Origin of the sequence: Prauserella isguenensis (assembly GCF_014191605.1) — a bacterium.
In the GTDB taxonomy this organism is placed as follows: Bacteria; Actinomycetota; Actinomycetes; order Mycobacteriales; family Pseudonocardiaceae; genus Prauserella; species Prauserella isguenensis.
In genome coordinates this window covers 242,760-259,521 of sequence record NZ_JACHWU010000001.1, presented here as the reverse complement: position 1 = coordinate 259,521, position 16,762 = coordinate 242,760, and the positions used below count along the sequence as shown (strand labels likewise).

At 69.7% G+C, this 16,762-nt stretch carries 15 protein-coding genes and 1 tRNA gene; 4 read left to right on the top strand and 12 right to left on the bottom strand.

What is annotated here, in order from left to right:
* Positions 1-39 precede the first annotated feature (39 nt).
* Positions 40-903, top strand: coding sequence for an SDR family oxidoreductase (locus FHS23_RS01195; protein ID WP_183646369.1), 864 nt, complete (start codon positions 40-42; stop codon positions 901-903).
* On the opposite strand, the gene FHS23_RS01190 is transcribed toward FHS23_RS01195, so the two are convergent.
* The 4 genes from FHS23_RS01190 to FHS23_RS01175 all read right to left on the bottom strand — a co-directional run bounded on the left by FHS23_RS01190 (position 900) and on the right by FHS23_RS01175 (position 6,081).
* Complete coding sequence (locus FHS23_RS01190; protein WP_183646366.1) at positions 900-2,261, bottom strand: NAD(P)/FAD-dependent oxidoreductase; 1,362 nt, start codon at positions 2,259-2,261, stop codon at positions 900-902. The genes FHS23_RS01195 and FHS23_RS01190 overlap by 4 nt on opposite strands.
* Positions 2,262-2,438: 177 nt before the next feature.
* A complete protein-coding gene (locus FHS23_RS01185) occupies positions 2,439-3,503 on the bottom strand; it encodes a 2-oxoacid:ferredoxin oxidoreductase subunit beta (RefSeq protein WP_183646362.1) in 1,065 nt (354 codons plus the stop codon).
* Between the two features lie 34 nt (positions 3,504-3,537).
* Positions 3,538-5,454, bottom strand: coding sequence for a 2-oxoacid:acceptor oxidoreductase subunit alpha (locus FHS23_RS01180; protein WP_183646359.1), 1,917 nt, complete (start codon positions 5,452-5,454; stop codon positions 3,538-3,540).
* A gap of 180 nt (positions 5,455-5,634) precedes the next feature.
* Complete coding sequence (locus FHS23_RS01175; protein ID WP_183646356.1) at positions 5,635-6,081, bottom strand: Lrp/AsnC family transcriptional regulator; 447 nt, start codon at positions 6,079-6,081, stop codon at positions 5,635-5,637.
* Positions 6,082-6,208: 127 nt separating this feature from the next.
* On the opposite strand from FHS23_RS01175, the gene FHS23_RS23015 reads away from it, so the two are divergent.
* Complete coding sequence (locus tag FHS23_RS23015) at positions 6,209-7,135, top strand: dimethylarginine dimethylaminohydrolase family protein (protein ID WP_425501098.1); 927 nt, start codon at positions 6,209-6,211, stop codon at positions 7,133-7,135.
* A 202-nt stretch (positions 7,136-7,337) separates the two neighbouring features.
* On the opposite strand, the gene FHS23_RS01160 is transcribed toward FHS23_RS23015, so the two are convergent.
* The 5 genes from FHS23_RS01160 to FHS23_RS01140 form a co-directional block, all read right to left on the bottom strand.
* A complete protein-coding gene (locus FHS23_RS01160; RefSeq protein WP_183646353.1) occupies positions 7,338-7,712 on the bottom strand; it encodes a VOC family protein in 375 nt (124 codons plus the stop codon).
* A gap of 130 nt (positions 7,713-7,842) precedes the next feature.
* Entirely contained in the window at positions 7,843-8,709 is an 867-nt protein-coding gene (locus FHS23_RS01155) for a metal ABC transporter permease (RefSeq protein ID WP_183646350.1), read from the bottom strand.
* A complete protein-coding gene (locus FHS23_RS01150; RefSeq protein ID WP_183646347.1) occupies positions 8,706-9,695 on the bottom strand; it encodes a metal ABC transporter permease in 990 nt (329 codons plus the stop codon). The genes FHS23_RS01155 and FHS23_RS01150 overlap by 4 nt, the downstream gene beginning before the upstream one ends.
* Positions 9,696-9,700: 5 nt before the next feature.
* A complete protein-coding gene (locus tag FHS23_RS01145) occupies positions 9,701-10,429 on the bottom strand; it encodes a metal ABC transporter ATP-binding protein (protein WP_183650553.1) in 729 nt (242 codons plus the stop codon).
* A gap of 161 nt (positions 10,430-10,590) precedes the next feature.
* Positions 10,591-11,607, bottom strand: coding sequence for a metal ABC transporter solute-binding protein, Zn/Mn family (locus FHS23_RS01140; protein WP_183646344.1), 1,017 nt, complete (start codon positions 11,605-11,607; stop codon positions 10,591-10,593).
* Between the two features lie 223 nt (positions 11,608-11,830).
* Between FHS23_RS01140 and htpX the strand changes: the two genes are divergently transcribed.
* The gene (gene htpX, locus FHS23_RS01135) at positions 11,831-12,691 is read left to right on the top strand and encodes a zinc metalloprotease HtpX (protein ID WP_183646330.1); all 861 of its coding nucleotides are present in this window, start codon (positions 11,831-11,833) and stop codon (positions 12,689-12,691) included.
* A gap of 173 nt (positions 12,692-12,864) precedes the next feature.
* Here htpX and rfbA read toward each other — a convergent pair whose 3' ends face one another.
* Together rfbA and FHS23_RS01125 are read right to left on the bottom strand one after the other, a co-directional pair.
* Positions 12,865-13,746 (bottom strand): glucose-1-phosphate thymidylyltransferase RfbA, encoded by an 882-nt coding sequence (rfbA, locus tag FHS23_RS01130; RefSeq protein ID WP_183646327.1) that lies wholly within the window; start codon positions 13,744-13,746, stop codon positions 12,865-12,867.
* 279 nt (positions 13,747-14,025) lie between these two features.
* Entirely contained in the window at positions 14,026-14,517 is a 492-nt protein-coding gene (locus FHS23_RS01125) for a YajQ family cyclic di-GMP-binding protein (RefSeq protein ID WP_183646324.1), read from the bottom strand.
* Between the two features lie 166 nt (positions 14,518-14,683).
* On the opposite strand from FHS23_RS01125, the gene FHS23_RS01120 reads away from it, so the two are divergent.
* Positions 14,684-14,765 (top strand) — tRNA-Tyr (locus FHS23_RS01120).
* Between the two features lie 318 nt (positions 14,766-15,083).
* Here the strand turns inward: FHS23_RS01120 and FHS23_RS01115 are convergent.
* Entirely contained in the window at positions 15,084-16,427 is a 1,344-nt protein-coding gene (locus tag FHS23_RS01115) for an MFS transporter (RefSeq protein ID WP_183646321.1), read from the bottom strand.
* Positions 16,428-16,762: the final 335 nt, after the last annotated feature.

The following is a 16,762-nucleotide window of genomic DNA, read 5'->3' as shown; positions in this document are numbered from 1 at the left end:
GCGCGAGCAGCGCGGACGTCCCGATCGTCAGGAGGAAACATGAGCACCAGCCCCGAGGACTCGCCCCCGCCGCAGCAACAGGACCCGCCCGGCGGCAGCGGCGGGCTGGATCCACAGCCGCGGGACGAGATGCGTGACTGGTCCGGCCGCGATCTGCTGACCGGGAAGGTCGCGCTGGTCACCGGCGGGGATTCAGGGATCGGCCGAGCGGTCTGCGCGGCCTTCGCCAAGGAGGGTGCCGACGTGGCGCTCGCCTACCTGTCGGAGGACGGCGACGCCGAGCACACGGCGTCACTCGTCCGGGAGCAGGGGCGCCGCTGCCTGACGTTGCGCGGCGACCTCGGCGACGCCCGCCATTGCGTGGACGTGGTCGAGCGCACCGTCGGCGAACTCGGGCGGCTCGACGTCCTGGTCAACAACGTGGCCACACAGGAGCCCTACGACCGCCCGGAGGAGATCGGTGACGAGCAGTGGCTGCGCACCTTCGAGGTGAACATCCACAGCTTCTTCCGGGTCACCAAGGCGGCGCTGCCGCACCTGGAATCCGGGTCGGCGCTCATCAACACCGGCTCGGTGAACGGACTGCGCGGCAACAAGCAGCTCATCGACTACTCGGCCACCAAGGGTGCGGTGCAATCGCTGACGTACTCGCTCGCCCAGTCCCTGATGGACCGCGGCATCCGCGTCAACTGTGTCGCACCGGGTCCGGTGTGGACACCGCTGATCCCGGCCACGATGCCGGAGGGGAAGGTGGAGAACTTCGGCGAACAGGCACCGATCGGACGGGCTGCCGACCCGGACGAGATCGCGCCGTCGTACGTGTTCTTCGCCGCGAACCAGCTGTCGTCGTACTACACGGGCGAGGTGCTGGCCCCGGTCGGCGGCGAGACGATGCCCGGCTAGCGCCGGGCCTCGTCACCGCCGGAGCTCCCGTCGGCCTCGCTGCTCGTCGGCTCCGAGCGCAGCTGAGGCAGTTCGGGGGAGGCGGTGTCCAGCGGCACGCTGCCGGAACGGACCAGTCCCAGCTGGACGCGCGGCCGGGTCGTGGCCGCCTCCAGTGCCCAATCGGTCGCGACCCGCAGTCGATTGGTAGGCATGGCCGCCAGGTGGTAGCCGCGCGTGGCGATCTTGGCGGGCATGCCCGAGAGCGGGATGTGCAACGGGTTGGCGGCCGCCTTGCCCGCACCCAGGTCCACGACGAAACCGAGGTCCCGGTGCCGGTAGGTCGCGAACGTTCCGATGCCCAGCGAGGCGGCGACGTTACGGGCGGCCAGCTTGCCCTGCCGCACGGCGTGCTGTGCCGTCATCGGGGTGAGCCGGTCCGGATGGCTCGGGTCGGTCACCGCGGCGGCGTCCCCGCACGCGAACACGCGAGGGTACGGCGGCACGGACAGATTCTCGTCGACCACGAGCCTGCCCTGCTCGGTTTCCAGGCCGAGCGACTCCACGAGCGGATCGGGGCGAACCCCGACGCACCACACCAGCGACCGGGTCGGAACGAACTCGCCGCCGCTGAGCGTGACGCCGTCCTCCGTGCTCTCGGTGATCGAGGTCTCCGTCAGGATCTCGACGCCGCGCTCCCGGAGAACACTGTCCGCGGTGCGTGACAGCCGTTCGTCGAGTTCCGGCAGCACCCGGGGCGCGAGGTCCAGCAACTTCCAGCGCATCGGCTGGTCACGCAGTTCCGGATGCCGTGCGGCCAACGTCTCGGTGAGCAGCGGCCCCTGCGCGGCGACCTCGGTACCGGTGTAACCGGCACCGACCACGACGAACGTGCAGCGCGCATCCCGCTCCCGCTGGTCGTCGGTCATGGCCGCCAACTCGATCTGCCGCGTCACGTGGTCACGGAAGTACAGCGCCTCCGGTACGCCGCGGAACCCGTGGCCGTGCTTGGCCACTCCCGGGATCGGCAGGAGCTTGTTGACACTGCCCGCGGCGAGCACCAACCGGTCGAACGACAACGAGCCCGTGTTGCCCTCCGGGTCCTCGTAGGACAGTTTCTGGCCGTCCGGGTCGACCGTCGTGACCTCGCCGAGCACCAACCGCACGTTCGGCAGCGTTCCCGGCAGCGAGATGGTGATCGAGCGAGGGTCGACGACGCCCGATCCCACCTCCGGCAACAGCGGGACGTACAGGAAGTAGTCGGTCGGGTTGACGAGAACGATGTCGACCTCGCCGTGGTCCACCGTCTTCGTCAGCTGCCGCGCCGCGTGGTATCCGGCGAATCCTCCGCCGACGATCACTACTCGGGTTCGGGTCATTCTTTCCCTTCGTCGAGCGCGCTCTTCGTGGAGCACGGTTGCCGTCCGCTGGTTCCCGGTGGACCTCGCGGCGAAACCCGTGACCGGTGCGGACGGCAGGCGCCCGTGACACGGCGAGGGCCCCGTCGGCCGGTGTCGGCCGACGGGGCCCTCGCCCTGTCCGTGGTACGTCGCGCGCTACTCGACCGTCCAGGTGTCCTTGCCGGTGAGCAGGGCCTGCAGGTCGCCCGGCTTGGCATCCTGCGCCTGCTGCACCTGTGCGCGGGCCTGGTCGTCGTAGGTCTCCCGCTGTACCTGGCGGAAGATGCCCGTCGGGATGTGGCTGAGGTGCTGGTCCCCGAGGCGGGACAGCGCGAAGCCGTAGGCCGTGTCGGAGATCGACGGGTCGTGCACGACGAGGTTGTCCTCGCCGATGTCGGCGACCTTGCCGACGTCGAGACCGCCGTAGCCGGTGGTGGTGACACCGAACTCGCCCTCGGGGCCGAACCGGATCGGCTCGCCCGGCGTCAGCGGGATGATCCGCTGCGCCGCCTCGTCCTTGTCCTTGAGCATGTCGAACGCACCGTCGTTGAAGATCGGGCAGTTCTGGTAGATCTCCACGACCGCGCTGCCGCGGTGCTCGGCGGCGGCACCGAGCACCTCGGTGAGGCCCTTCTTGTCCGAGTCCAGTGCGCGGCCCACGAACGTCGCCTCGGCACCCAGCGCCAGCGACACCGGGTTGAACGGCGTGTCCACCGAACCCATCGGCGTCGACTTGGTGACCTTGCCCGGCTCGGACGTCGGCGAGTACTGGCCCTTCGTCAGGCCGTAGATCCGGTTGTTGAACAACAGGATCTTCAGGTTGACGTTGCGGCGCAGCGCGTGGATCAGGTGGTTGCCGCCGATGGACAAGGCGTCGCCGTCACCGGTCACGACCCACACCGACAGGTCTGGCCGGGTCGTCGCCAGGCCGGTCGCGATCGACGGCGCGCGGCCGTGGATCGAGTGCATGCCGTAGGTGTTCATGTAGTACGGGAACCGGCTCGAGCAGCCGATCCCGGAGATGAACACGATGTTCTCGCGCTTGAGGCCCAGCGTCGGGAGGAACGACTGGATGGTGTTGAGCACGATGTAGTCACCGCACCCCGGGCACCAGCGCACTTCCTGGTCGGACTTGTACTCCTTGGCCTTCTGCGGCTCGTCGGTCGTGGGGACCAGGTCGAGCCCGCCCATGCTGGGCAGCCCCAGGTCGGTGGCGGTCATACTGCCGCCTCCGCGGGAGAGAGTGCGTCGTCGGTCATACTGCGGTGACCTCCCTGATGATGTCGGTGAAGACGCCTTCGAGTTCTTCGGCCTTGAAGGGCAGTCCGGCGACCTTGTTGTAGGACTGGATGTCGGTCAGGTACTTGGCGCGCAGCAGCATCGACAGCTGACCGAGGTTCATCTCGGGCACGACCACGTGGTCGTACGAGGTGAGCACCTCGCCGAGGTTGGCAGGCAGCGGGTTGAGGTGGCGCAGGTGGGCCTGTGCGATCGGCATGCCCTTGGCCCGCACCCGCCGGGCCGCGGCCCCGATCGGCCCGTAGGTCGAACCCCAGCCGAGCACCAGCACGCGCGCGTTGCCGTTGGGATCGTCGACCTCGAGGTCGGGCACCTCGATGCCGTCGACCTTCGCCTGGCGCAGCCGCACCATCTTGTCGTGGTTGTCGGGGTCGTACGAGATGTTGCCCTTGCCCTCGGCCTTCTCCAGACCGCCGATGCGGTGCTGCAGACCCGCCGTGCCGGGCAACGCCCATTCGCGGGCCAGCGTCTCCGGGTCGCGCTGGTACGGCCAGTGCTCGCCGGACCCGTCCGGCGCGTTGGGCTCGGTCGCGAACTCGACCGACAGGTCCGGCAGCGTGGACACGTCCGGGATCAGCCACGGCTCGGAGCCGTTGGCGACCGCCCCGTCCGAGAGCAGCAGCACCGGGGTGCGGTACGCCAGCGCGATCCGCGTGGCCTCGAGGGCGATGTCGAAACAGTCGGCCGGGGTCGACGGCGCGACGATCGGCACCGGGCACTCACCGTTGCGGCCGAAGTAGGCCTGCAGCAGGTCGGCCTGCTCGGTCTTCGTCGGCAGACCCGTCGACGGCCCGCCGCGCTGCACGTCGATGACCACCAGCGGCAGCTCGGTCATCACGCCGAGCCCGATCGTCTCGGCCTTCAGCGCGATACCCGGCCCCGACGTCGAGGTGACGCCCAGCGCACCGCCGTAGGCCGCACCGAGGGCGGCGCCGATGCCGGCGATCTCGTCCTCGGCCTGGAACGTGGTGATGCCGAAGTTCTTGTGCTTGGACAGCTCGTGCAGCACGTCCGAGGCCGGCGTGATCGGGTACGTACCGAGCAGCACCGGCAGCTTCGACTGCTGCCCGGCCGCCACGATGCCGTAGGCCAGCGCCGTGTTGCCCGTGATCTGCCGATACGTGCCCGAGGGCAGCTTCGCGGGAGCGATCTCGAACGTCGTGCCGAACGCCTCGGTCGTCTCGCCGTAGTACCAGCCCGCGCGGAAGGCCAGCACGTTCGCCTCGGCCACGTCGGGCTTCTTCGCGAACTTCTCCCGCAGGAAGGCCTCGGTGCCCTCGGTCGGCCGGTGGTACATCCACGACAGCAACCCGAGCGCGAACATGTTCTTGCACCGCTCGGCGTCCTTCTTGCCCAGGCCGGTGTCGGCCAGCGCGCCCTGGGTCAGGGTCGACATGGCGACCTCGTGAACCTCGAACGCCGACAGCGAGTCGTCCTCGAGCGGGTTCGACTCGTAGTCGACCTTGGCGAGGTTGCGCTTTCCGAACTCGTCGGTGTTGACGATGATCGTGCCGCCCTTGGGCACGTCGGCGATGTTGGCCTTGAGCGCCGCCGGGTTCATCGCCACCAGCACGTCCGGGCGGTCACCGGGGGTCAGGATGTCGTAGTCGGCGAAGTGCACCTGGAAGCTCGAGACGCCCGGAATCGTGCCCTGAGGTGCGCGGATCTCGGCCGGGAAGTTCGGCAGGGTCGCCAGGTCGTTGCCGAACGCCGCCGCTTCCGACGTGAACCGGTCGCCGGTCAGCTGCATGCCGTCGCCGGAGTCGCCGGCGAACCGGATCACGACACGCTCGAGCCGGTTGACCTCCGTCGGCCTGGACGCCGACAACGCCTCGGTGCCGGCCGCTGCGCTGCCGTTCGCACTCGTGCTCATGGGCCAGGAAATCCCTCTCTGACGACTGGCGCGCCCAGCGCGCAATACTTCGAGATTACTTGTTGTTTTCAGGGCGAGCGGACCGGTGTGATTTGCCTTACCTATGACGCGTCCGTAACAGTCCCCCGATTCCACGACCTGAGACGGCGGCGGGTTCGCCGGACTCGCGTTCCAGGGTAATCATTCGCCTGGATTTGGGGAACGCTCCAGAAGGGTCGACAACACGACGGTCGACACGGTGCGGTCGATGATCTCCAGGCCGCGGAGGCGTTCGAGTGCCGATTCCAGGTGATGGATGTCGGATGCGCGCAGGTGCACGATCGCGTCGGCAGCACCGGAGACAGTGTAGGCCGCGACCACCTCCGGCAGCGGCTCCAGGTGTGAACGGATACGCCCGGGGGAGACGTTGCCGTGGCAGTGCACCTCGACGAACGCCTCGGTGCCCCATCCGAGAGCCTCCGGGTCGACCACCGCCGTGAACCCGCGAAGCACACCGTCGTCGAGCAGTCTGTCGACACGGCGTTTGACCGCGGGCGCCGACAGTCCTACCTCCTTGCCGATCTCGGCGTAGCTCGACCTCGCGTTGGCCACGAGCCGGGAAACGATCCGCTGGTCCAGGGTGTTCATACGCAATGATTAGCACACTTGTGCGCAATCTTCGTCGATTGTTTGCGTAACCGGGCGGTTCTACATTCGAAGCATGACAGGCGACCACGCTCTGCCCGTACGTGTCCCGACCCCCCGCCACTACCTGATGTGCCCGCCGCGGTACTTCGCCGTGGAGTACTCGATCAACCCGTGGATGGACCCGGACCGGCCCGTCGACACGGACCTGGCCATGCGGCAGTGGACGACGCTGCGCGACACCTATCGCGAACTGGGCCACACGGTCGACGAGGTGCCGCCGCAGCCGGGCCTGCCCGACATGGTGTTCGCCGCCAACTCGGGAACCGTCGTCGACGGCCGCGTGCTCGGATCGCGGTTCCGTGCCCCGGAGCGGGCCGCCGAGGCCGAGCACTTCCGCCGTTGGTTCGTCGAGAACGGGTTCCGCGACGTCACGACGCCGCGGCAGATCAACGAGGCCGAGGGCGACTTCGTCTGGACCGGCCGGGTTCTGCTCGCAGGCACCGGTTTCCGCACCGACCCCGACGCCCACGCCGAGGCGCAGGAGGCACTCGGCGTGCCGGTCGTGTCGCTGCACCTGATCGACGAGCGCTACTACCACCTGGACACGGCGCTGTTCGTACTGTCCGGCGGGTCCGACGGTGCGGCCCGGGCCGACGCCGACACCCGTGTTGCGGATCCCGGGCCCCGTGTTGCAGCTTCCGGGGCTCGTGTTGCAGGTTCGGGGGCTGGTGTTGCGGAACCCGGGGGAGACGACGGCGGTCTCGGCGGCCGTACCCGGGCGCAGATCGCCTACTACCCGGAGGCGTTCTCCGAGGGCTCACGGCGCGTGCTGTCGCGGCTGTTCCCGGACGCCGTGCAGGCCACGGCGGCCGACGCGGAGTGCTTCGGACTCAACGGAATCTCCGACGGCCGCCACGTCGTCCTGCCCGTCGAGGCGACCGGGCTCGCGGATCAGCTCACGGCGAGGGGCTACGAGGTGCGGTTCGTCGACATCTCGGAGCTGCGCAAGGCCGGCGGCGGCCCGAAGTGCTGCACCCTGGAGATCCGCAAGTAACCCGCGTGTCCTGCACTCGAGCACGCGGGTTCAGCGCTCACCGGTCTCGCGGCCACCGGCCGGGCCTCGGTCGGCTTCCGTTGGCGAGGACGTGCGCCGACCGGTCGGTGGTGCCCGGGCGGTCGTACAGCGGCATCCGCGCAGGCTCCGGCCGTTCCCGCTGCGGTGCGCGACGCTTTCGCCGAGAGCGGCGACGTCGGCGCTAACCGCCGTGGGAGGTGTCGATGACGCAGAAGCGGTTGCCCTCGGTGTCGGCGAGCACCACGAAGTCCGGGTCGTCGGGGTAGAGGTCCCAGTCGACCCGCGACGCGCCGAGGGAGACCAGCCGTTCCACCTCGGCCTCCTGCTCGTCGGCGTCGGAGGCGTAGAGGTCGAGGTGGACCCGCGGGTGTTCCTGGACCGGAGACTCGCTCGAGTCCACGGCCACGCCGGGGCTGTGGCCGGCCCGCGGAGTGAGCACCACGAAGTCGTCGTCGAGGACGCCGTCGCGCGGTGCGTAGTCGAGCGCGGCGCTCCAGAACGCGGCGGCCCTGCGGACCTCGGAGGCGCCCACCACGATCGTTCCGATGTGCAGCATGGGCGCACTGTCCACCGGGGACATCACGACGTCAACACGACTCCCCGGATCCGCAACACGGGCGCCCCGGAAGGCGCAACACGCGCCCCGGAAGGCGCAACACGCGCCCCGGAAGGCGCAACACGGGGCGTCAGGTGGGGGCGCGGCGGCGGGCCAGCAGGCCGCGGCGGGGCGCCAGCAGCAGGGCGAGTACGAACAGCACGCCGCTGGTGAGGCCGATCGTGCCGGGGATGGACGTGTCCAGCGACACCGCGACGCCGTGCCCCGCCATCGACGCGACCCACCCGCAGCCCGCCGCGACGACGAGCATCGGCCCGAGGCGCGCCGTGAGCAGCCGGGCCGTCGAGGCCGGCACGACGAAGAACGTGATCACCAGGATTGCGCCGACGCTGTCGAACGCGACGACGGCCAGTCCCGCTACGGCGACGAGCAGCACCTGGCCGATCAGCCGGCCGCGGAGTCCCGCCAGCTCGGCGAACGCCGGGTCGAACGACGCCGCCTGCAACGGGCGCCACAGCACCACGACCAGCGCCACGACGGCGACCGTCGCGACGGCGGTGATCACCAGCGACCGTGGCACGTCGGCCCCGAACAACGACATCGTGCGCAGCGGCGCGAACGTCAGGTCTCCGTAGATGGCCGAATCGAGGTCGATGTGCGCGCCCGACGCGAAGCGGCTGATGCCGAGGATGCCCAGCGAGAACAGCGCGGGGAACACCAGGGCCAGGGCGGCGTCCGACTCAACGACGCCGCTGCGCCGCAGCCAGTCCGTGCCGAGTACGCACAGCACGCCGAAGGCCGTCGCCCCGACCACCGTCCACAGTGACGCACGCTCACCCGTGAGCAGGAAGATCAGCACGATGCCGGGGAGCACGGCGTGACTGACCGCATCGGGAAGCAGCGCCTGGCCGCGCAGCACGAGGAACCCGCCGAGAACCGCACACGACGTCGACAGCAGGCCGGCGATCACGATGATCATCACGTCGTCGGGTGTCATCGCGCGCGTCCCCGTCGCAGCCTGCCCGCCCGCGCCCGTGCGATGACGCCGCGCCGTGGCGCCAGCACCACGGACAGCACCGCGAGGGCTGTCGCCAGCAGCACGATCACCGGACCGGCGGGCAGTTCCGCGCGCCCCGACAGGAGTCCGCCCGCCGCGCCGCACACCGCGCCGACGACCGCCGAGAGCGGAAGCAGCGCCGCCAGGCGCGTCGTCAACTGCCTCGCGGTGACGACCGGGGCGACCAACAGCGCGACCATGAGGATCGCCCCGACGGTGCGGACGCCGAGCACCACGGCGAGCGCCAGCAGTCCCGTGCTCGCCGCGTCGACGACCCACGTGCGCACACCCGCGACGGCTGTGAACCCCGGGTCGAACGTCGCCGACCGCAGCAGCCGGAAACCCAGCAGGATCGCCGCGACGGCGACGCCCGCCAACACGAGCGCCACGACGATGTCGCGTTCGACCATCCCGGCGGTCTGGCCGAGCAGGTATTCGTCCAAACCGGACTGCTGCGCGTTGCCGCTGTCCGAGATGCCGGTGAGCAGCACGATGCCGAGCGTCAGCGACACCGACAGCACGACGCCGATCGCCGCGTCCGAGCGCAGTCGACCCGCGCGTTCCAACGCGATCATGGCGAACGCCGCGAGCGTGGCCGACACCGCCGCGCCCAGTAGCAGCAGTTCCGGCACCTTGGCGCCCGTGATCAGGAACGCGACGGCGACGCCGGCAAGGGTGCCGTGGCTCATCGCGTCACCGAACATGCTGCGCTGGCGAAGCACCGCCAGCGGGCCGAGCAGACCCGCGACGAGGCCGACGACCGCCGTGCCGACGACGACCACCGCGTCCGGATAGGACAGTGGCAGGGCGTCCAGCAGGTCGCCGAGCGGCCAGGCCTGCACCGTGCCGGCCCGCGATGCCGCAGGCGACGAAGCCTGCGCCGCCCCGGACCGCACCGCATCGACGGACAGTGCCCCGGTCACCATCGCGCTCACCGCGCGGCCAACGGCGCCATACCGTAGGCGCGCTCGAGGTGCTCCGGCGTGAGCACATCGGCGGGTGCCCCCGCGGCGACGACCGTGCCCGCCAGCAACACCGCGTGATCGAACCGGTCCCGCACGTCGCGCAGGTCGTGATGCACGGCGATGACGGACACACCGTCACGGCACAGCCCCGTGAGGATCTCCAGCAACGCCGCCTCGGTGCGCGCGTCGACGGCAGTGAACGGCTCGTCCAGCACGATCAGATCCGCGCGCTGCGCGAGCGCCCGCGCCAGGAACACCCGCTGGCGCTGCCCACCGGAGAGCTCGTCGATCGGCCGGTCCGCCAGCTCCGTGACCCCGACCTGCTGCATCGCGGCCGCCACGCACTCGTCGTCCTCCGCCGTCAGCCTGCGCAGCCAGCCGCGGTGCGGGTACCGGCCCATCTCGACGACCTGCACGGCCGTGATGGGGAAGTCCTTCGCCACGGCGTCCGACTGCGGGACGTACGCCACCCGCTTACGCACCCGCCGCAACGGCCGTCCCAACCACCGCACCGTGCCACGTACCGACGGCACCAGCCCCAGCGCCGCCTTCACCATCGTCGACTTGCCAGCACCGTTCGGCCCGACGACCGCACTCAGCACACCCGCAGGGATCTCGACGTCGACACCGGTCAACACGGGCCTGCCGCCGTACGAGGCACTCATGCCCTCCAGTCGCAGCGCGGGTTCGGTCATATCCGGAGCCTCCGAGTGGAAACGTGTATCGGATGCGTCGGCGGTGTCATGTGCCGCCTCCGCGGGGAAGCGTGCGTCGGCGGTGCGCTCCTCCGCCTCCGCGGGGAAGCGTGCGTCGGCGGTGTCGTTGTCCGCCTCCGCGGGGAAACGTGCGTCGGCGGTCATGCCAGGCCCTCCGCAAGGGTTGCCGCGTTCGCACGCAGCATGCCCAGGTAGCTGCCGTCGGCGCCGGTGGAATCGGAGTGCAGCTCACCGCCGACCCGTACGTCCCCGCCGCGGTGCCGGGCCGCCGCGATCATCGAGTCGACCGTCTGCCGGGACACGCTCGTCTCGAGGAACACCGCGGGCAGGTCCTCACTGGCGAGCAGCTCGGCCACGCGGGCGACGTCGGCCGTCGTCGCCTCCTGCTGCGTCGAGATGCCCTGGATGGCGACGACGTCCATGCCGAACGCGTCGCCGAAGTAGCGGAACGCATCGTGCGAGGTGACGAGCGTGCGCCGGCCCGGGGGGATGCGGTCGACGGTGCGCTCCACCTGCTCGGCCGTGGCGCGGATCTCGTCGTTGTAGGCGGCTGCGCGGCGGTGGTAGTCGGTGGCGTGGTCCGGATCGAGTTCGGCGAGGTGAGCGGCCACGGCGTCGACGACGCGGGTCCACAGCGCCGGGTCGTGCCAGATGTGCGGGTCGTGCTCCTCCTCTGGGGCCGAGCCCGCGGGCGGGCTGAGCAGCTCCTCGGTCGGTACCGCCTCGCCGGCCAGCAGCACCGGCTTCGTGCGTCCCACCTCGTCGAGGGTCTGCTGCAGCGAACCCTCGAGGTAGAGCCCGACGGCGATCACCCCGTCGGCACGGCGCATCTCGCGCAGGTCGCCCGCCTTGGCCTGGTACAGGTGCGGATCGACGCCGGGGCCCATCAGCCGCACCGTCTCGACGTCGTCGCCGCCGATCTGGCGCACGGTGTCGTCGAGGAACGTCGTGGTGGTGACGAGCCGTAGCTTCGCGTTGTCCGTGCCCGCCGGTTGGAGGGCGTAGCCGACGGCGCCGGAGATCGCCAGGACGAACACCACACAAAGGGCCACGAGCGCGCGACGATCGCGGCGCCGGGCCCGCCTGCGCCGCTGTGCGTGCCGGTGATGCGTATCGGCCCCTGCGGCGGCGATACGGCCGTCACCAGTGTCGTTCATGCTCCACCCTCGGATTTCGGTGCGCCGAACTCTACTGTACGACGAGGCGAACATCGGCGCCGCGGCGGTGTGATATACGCCCCGTTACCTCGTCCGAAGTAGACTCGCACGTCGCTGACGTGGAACTTCGCCGCGCCTTCGAGCGTTGGACCGGGTGCAGGCCACTGCGGTGGCGGCACGCACGGGATGTTCCCGCCCGCGGAACCGGGAGGAGGGTGAGCCGGTGCACAGGCACCACAACGGTCTCAAGACGGCGTTGCTGCTGGGTCTCATGAGCGCGCTGATCATCGGCATCAGCGGCATGTTCGGCAGGGGCGCGCTGATCATCGGGTTGGTGATCGCCCTGGCCATGAACGGCTACGCCTACTTCAACTCCGACAAACTGGCGTTGAAGGCCATGCGCGCCCAGCCGGTGTCGCAGGCGCAGCAGCCCGCGATGTATCGCATCGTGCGGGAGCTGGCGACGTCGGCGCGACAGCCGATGCCGCGGCTGTACGTCAGCCCCACCCGGGCGCCCAACGCGTTCGCCACCGGGCGCAATCCCCGTAACGCCGCCGTGTGCTGCACCACGGGCATCCTGGAGATCCTCGACGAACGCGAGCTGCGGGCCGTCCTCGGCCACGAACTCGCGCATGTCTACAACCGCGACATCCTCATCTCGTCGGTGGCGGGTGCGCTCGCCAGCGTGGTCAGTTTCCTGGCCAACATGGCGATGTTCGCGGGCATGTTCGGCGGGAACCGTGAGGGCGGCAACCCGATCGGCATGCTGCTGTTGGCGCTGCTCGGGCCGGTCGCCGCCGGGATCATCAAGATGAGCGTGAGTCGGTCGCGCGAGTACCAGGCGGACACGTCGGGCGCCGAACTGACGGGCGATCCGCTGGCACTGGCGTCGGCGTTGCGGAAGCTGGAACGGGGCACGAGCGCCGCACCGCTGGCCCCCGAACCGAAGCTCGTGTCGCAGTCGCACCTCATGATCGCGAACCCGTTCCGCCCCGGTGAGCGGATGTCGAAGCTGTTCTCCAGTCACCCGCCGATCGACGACCGCATCCGTCGACTGGAGGACATGGCCCGCCGCGGGCTCTGACCCGCCTGAGCGCGCCGTGTTGCACCCTCCGGCGCGCGTGTTGCGGATTCCGGGGGCCGTGTTGCGGATCCCAGGGGCCGTGTTGCGTTTCGCGGGAGCCGTGTAGCGCCATCGCCGCGTGTCCTGAGTGCAGACCCGGTGTCCTGCGCTCAGGACACGGGGGAGGGGCCGGCTCAGCCGGTGGCGCCCGCCGCCTTCGCGATGTCCATGACGTAGTCGCCGTAGCCGCTCTTGGCGAGCTTGGCGCCGAGCCGGTGGCACTCGTCGGCGTCGATGTAGCCCATCCGCAGCGCGACCTCTTCGAGGCAGGCGATGCGCACTCCGGTGCGGTGTTCCAGCACCTGCACGAACTGGCCCGCCTCGAGCAGCGAGTCGTGCGTACCGGTGTCCAGCCAGGCGAACCCGCGGGAGAACTCGACCAGTCGGGCACGGCCTTCGCGCAGGTACGTCAGGTTGACGTCGGTGATCTCGAGTTCGCCGCGCGCCGAGGGTTTCAGCCCACGGGCGATGTCGACGACCTGGTTGTCGTAGAGGTACAGCCCCGTGATCGCCTTGTTCGACCGCGGCACCGCGGGCTTCTCCTCGATGGACAGCAGCGTGCCGTCCGGGGCGATCTCGCCGACGCCGTAACGCTGCGGATCCTTGACCGGGTAGCCGAACAGTACGCAGCCGTCGAGGTCCGCGACCTCGGCCTGCAGGGTGCGCGAGAAGCCCTGGCCGTAGAAGATGTTGTCGCCGAGGATCAGTGCCACGTCGTCACCCGCGACGAAGTCCGCGCCGATGACGAACGCCTCGGCCAGGCCGTTCGGCGCGGCCTGTTCTGCGTAGGCGAGTTCGATGCCGAACTGGCTGCCGTCGCCGAGGAGACGCTGGAAGTTCGGCAGGTCCGAGGGCGTGGAGATGATCAAGATCTCGCGGATGCCCGCGAGCATCAGCACCGAGATCGGGTAATAGATCATCGGCTTGTCGTAGACGGGCAGGAGCTGCTTCGACACGGCCTGCGTGATCGGGTGCAGCCGCGTTCCGCTGCCGCCCGCCAGCACGATGCCCTTCATCGCCCGCCCTTCATGCCGATTCCGCCCGGTCGGGTCGTCGACCGCCTCGCCGCGTCGCGCACCGGCACCGACCCGCCGTCACCGCGCCGCCGATTCGGTGACGGCGTTCCGGCTCAGCCTTCCGGGGGATCAGGGTACCGGCTAGCGGGACGGCCCGGTGTCGAAGAAGACCTGACAGCCGCCGTCGGTGCGGTCCGCGGTGGCCCGCAACACGGTGTCACGTGCACGGAGAGCCCGGTCTCCGACGGCGACCGAGTTCCGTCACTACCGGCGACGACGTCACCGGTAGTTCATGAACTGCAGCGCGATGCCGAAGTCCTTCTCCTTCAACAGTGTGATCACGTCCTGCAGATGGTCCTTCTTCTTGCCCGACACGCGCAGCTGATCGCCCTGGATCTGTGCCTGCACACCCTTCGGACCCTCGTCCCGGATGTACTTCGAGATCTGCTTCGCCTTGTCCTGGTCGATGCCCTCGACGATCGAACCCGACACCTTGTAGGTCTTGCCCGACACCGCAGGCTCGCCCGCATCGAACGCCTTCATCGACACGCCACGCTTGACAAGCTTCTCCTTGAAGACGTCGACCGCGGCCTTCACCCGCTCCTCGGTCTCGGCCTCCACCACGACGGCGTTGTCACCCGACCACGCCACCGACGCGCCCGTGCCCCGGAAGTCGAACCGTGTCGACAGCTCCTTGGCCGCCTGGTTCACCGCGTTGTCCACCTCTTGACGGTCGACCTTGCTCACCACGTCGAACGACGGATCCGCCACGCCTGAAGCACCTCGCTGTCTGTTCTCGCTGTCTGGTTCGGAGTGTCTCGGGAACGCGGCCGCCGACGCGGCCACAACAGGTAAGCCTAGTCACCGGGTACCCGCCTGCGGGTGCGCCCGCCGCGGGCGGTACGCTGTCATCTTGCCGGACACGGAGCCGGCACCCGGCGGGTTGCCCGAGCGGCCAAAGGGAGCTGACTGTAAATCAGCCGGCACTGCCTTCGGGGGTTCGAATCCCTCACCCGCCACACATGGAAGAACGCCCCGGTGACCTGGAACGACAGGTCACCGGGGCGTTCTCATGTTGTCCGGCTGTCTCCGGCTCGATCCGGTCCGATCCGGCCCGGCTGGCTGTCCCCAATGCGTCCCCACGGCTACCAGCCGCGTAGTCCGCGTTCGACGCGCTCACGGTCGGCTTGCTCACCGCCGTCGATGCACTTGGCGTGGATGCGCAGCAGCACGCCGACGCTGTGGCCGGCCCACTCGGCCACTTTCGTCGGAGGCACTCCGGCCGCCAGCCACACGGCTGCCGCGCCGCAGCCGTGTGGGCGCGGCAGCCTGCTCGGCTACCCGGCTTGCGGCTGTCCCGCCGCGGTGGACGGCGAGCGCGAGATGACCACGGCACCGGCGATCAGCCCGATGACGGCGAGCACCGTAGCGATCACGAACGGGTCTCCGGCGTGCAGGGCCGGCGCGAACCCGAGACCGATGTAGATGGCCACGCCGGCTGCTCCGCCGAGCTGGTCTGCTGCTCGCTGGACGCCGGAGGCGATCCCGGCGTCCTGGTCAGTGGTCCCGCTGACCGCGATGTACTGCAGCCCCACGATTCCGAAACCCATGCCCGCTGCGATCAGCAGCATCGCCGGGAGCAGCCATGCCACCCCTCCGCCCAGAGTGGCCACGAGCGCGATCACAGCCATCGCGCCGGCAGCAGCCGCGTGCCCGACCAGCACGCACGCGCGTGCGCCCCAGCGTCCCAGCAGTCGGGGCACGAGCACCGATGCAGAGATCAGCGCCACGGCCAGGGGCAGCATCGTCAGGCCTGCTCCCAGGGGCCCCATACCGAGCCTGTCCTGCAGGTAGAAGGTGAACAGCAGGAACGAGGTCGACAGCGCCCCACTGAGCAGCATCGTCGTCAGGTTCGCCCGCAGTCGAGCGCGGTCCGCGAAGAACGTCATCGGGACCAGCGGGTCCGGCGACCTCGACTCGACCTGCACGAACCCGACAGCGGCCAGCACCGCGCCGACCAGCGCCGCCACGCTCACCCACGGATTGGTCGCAGGCTCGCCCGCCTCGATCGCGGCGTAGACGAACAGCAACGGGCACACCGTCAGCAGGAGCGCGCCCGGAAGGTCCACTCGGGCCCGCTCACGAGACGCGGACCGGTCTGCCGGGACCAGGACGAGCGCGGCCACGATCACGACCAGGATGAACGGTACCGAGATCAGAAAGATCCAGCGCCAGCCCAGGTGGGCGGTGATGATCCCCGATAGGGCGAATCCAAGGACCAGGCCGCAGCTGGCCACGGCGGCCCACACGCTCAGTGCGCGCGACCGGCGTGGGCCCTCAGGGAAGAGCAACACGATGGTCGCCATCGCCGCCGGTAGCGCGACGGCCTCGCCGGCTCCCTGGAGCAGGCGCGCGACGACCAGGATCGGAAAGGATTGGGCCAGACCCGCCAGCAGGGAAGCCGCGCCGAAGAGAGTCGTGCCGACCAAGAGGGTGCGGCGGCGGCCGAGCAGGTCTCCGAGCCGCCCGCCGAGCATCAGCAGTCCGCCGCCGGTGATGGTGTAGCCGACCACAACCCAGGTCAATGAATGGCCCTGGACTCCGAGGTCTGCGCCGATCGAGGGCAGTGCGATGTTGACCACGGTCACGTCGACCGCGATGAAGAACTGCAGCATGGACATCGTGCACAGCACGAGCCATGCGCGTACAGGGGCGGGACTGCGCCCGCGGGTAGAAGAGGCAATGCCTGACAGCATCTATTGCTCCGTTGCTCCGAAAAGTTTCGAGCAGCGCAATACGGCCGCTCCGGATGGATCACGAAGCGACTGGACGTTCCCAGGCGAGGTATTGCTGTGACCAGGACGTCCCGCCGCTAGCGGGACGTCCTGGTCACTGCCGCGAAAGCGGCCGAGCACGAAGCGGCTGACATGCTGGAAATACTAGCAGCGGCAACCTGGCCTTCCAGACCGGTGCTGTGCCCTCTATCCGCGCGGGCTCTCAGGCTCGCGTTCACTCG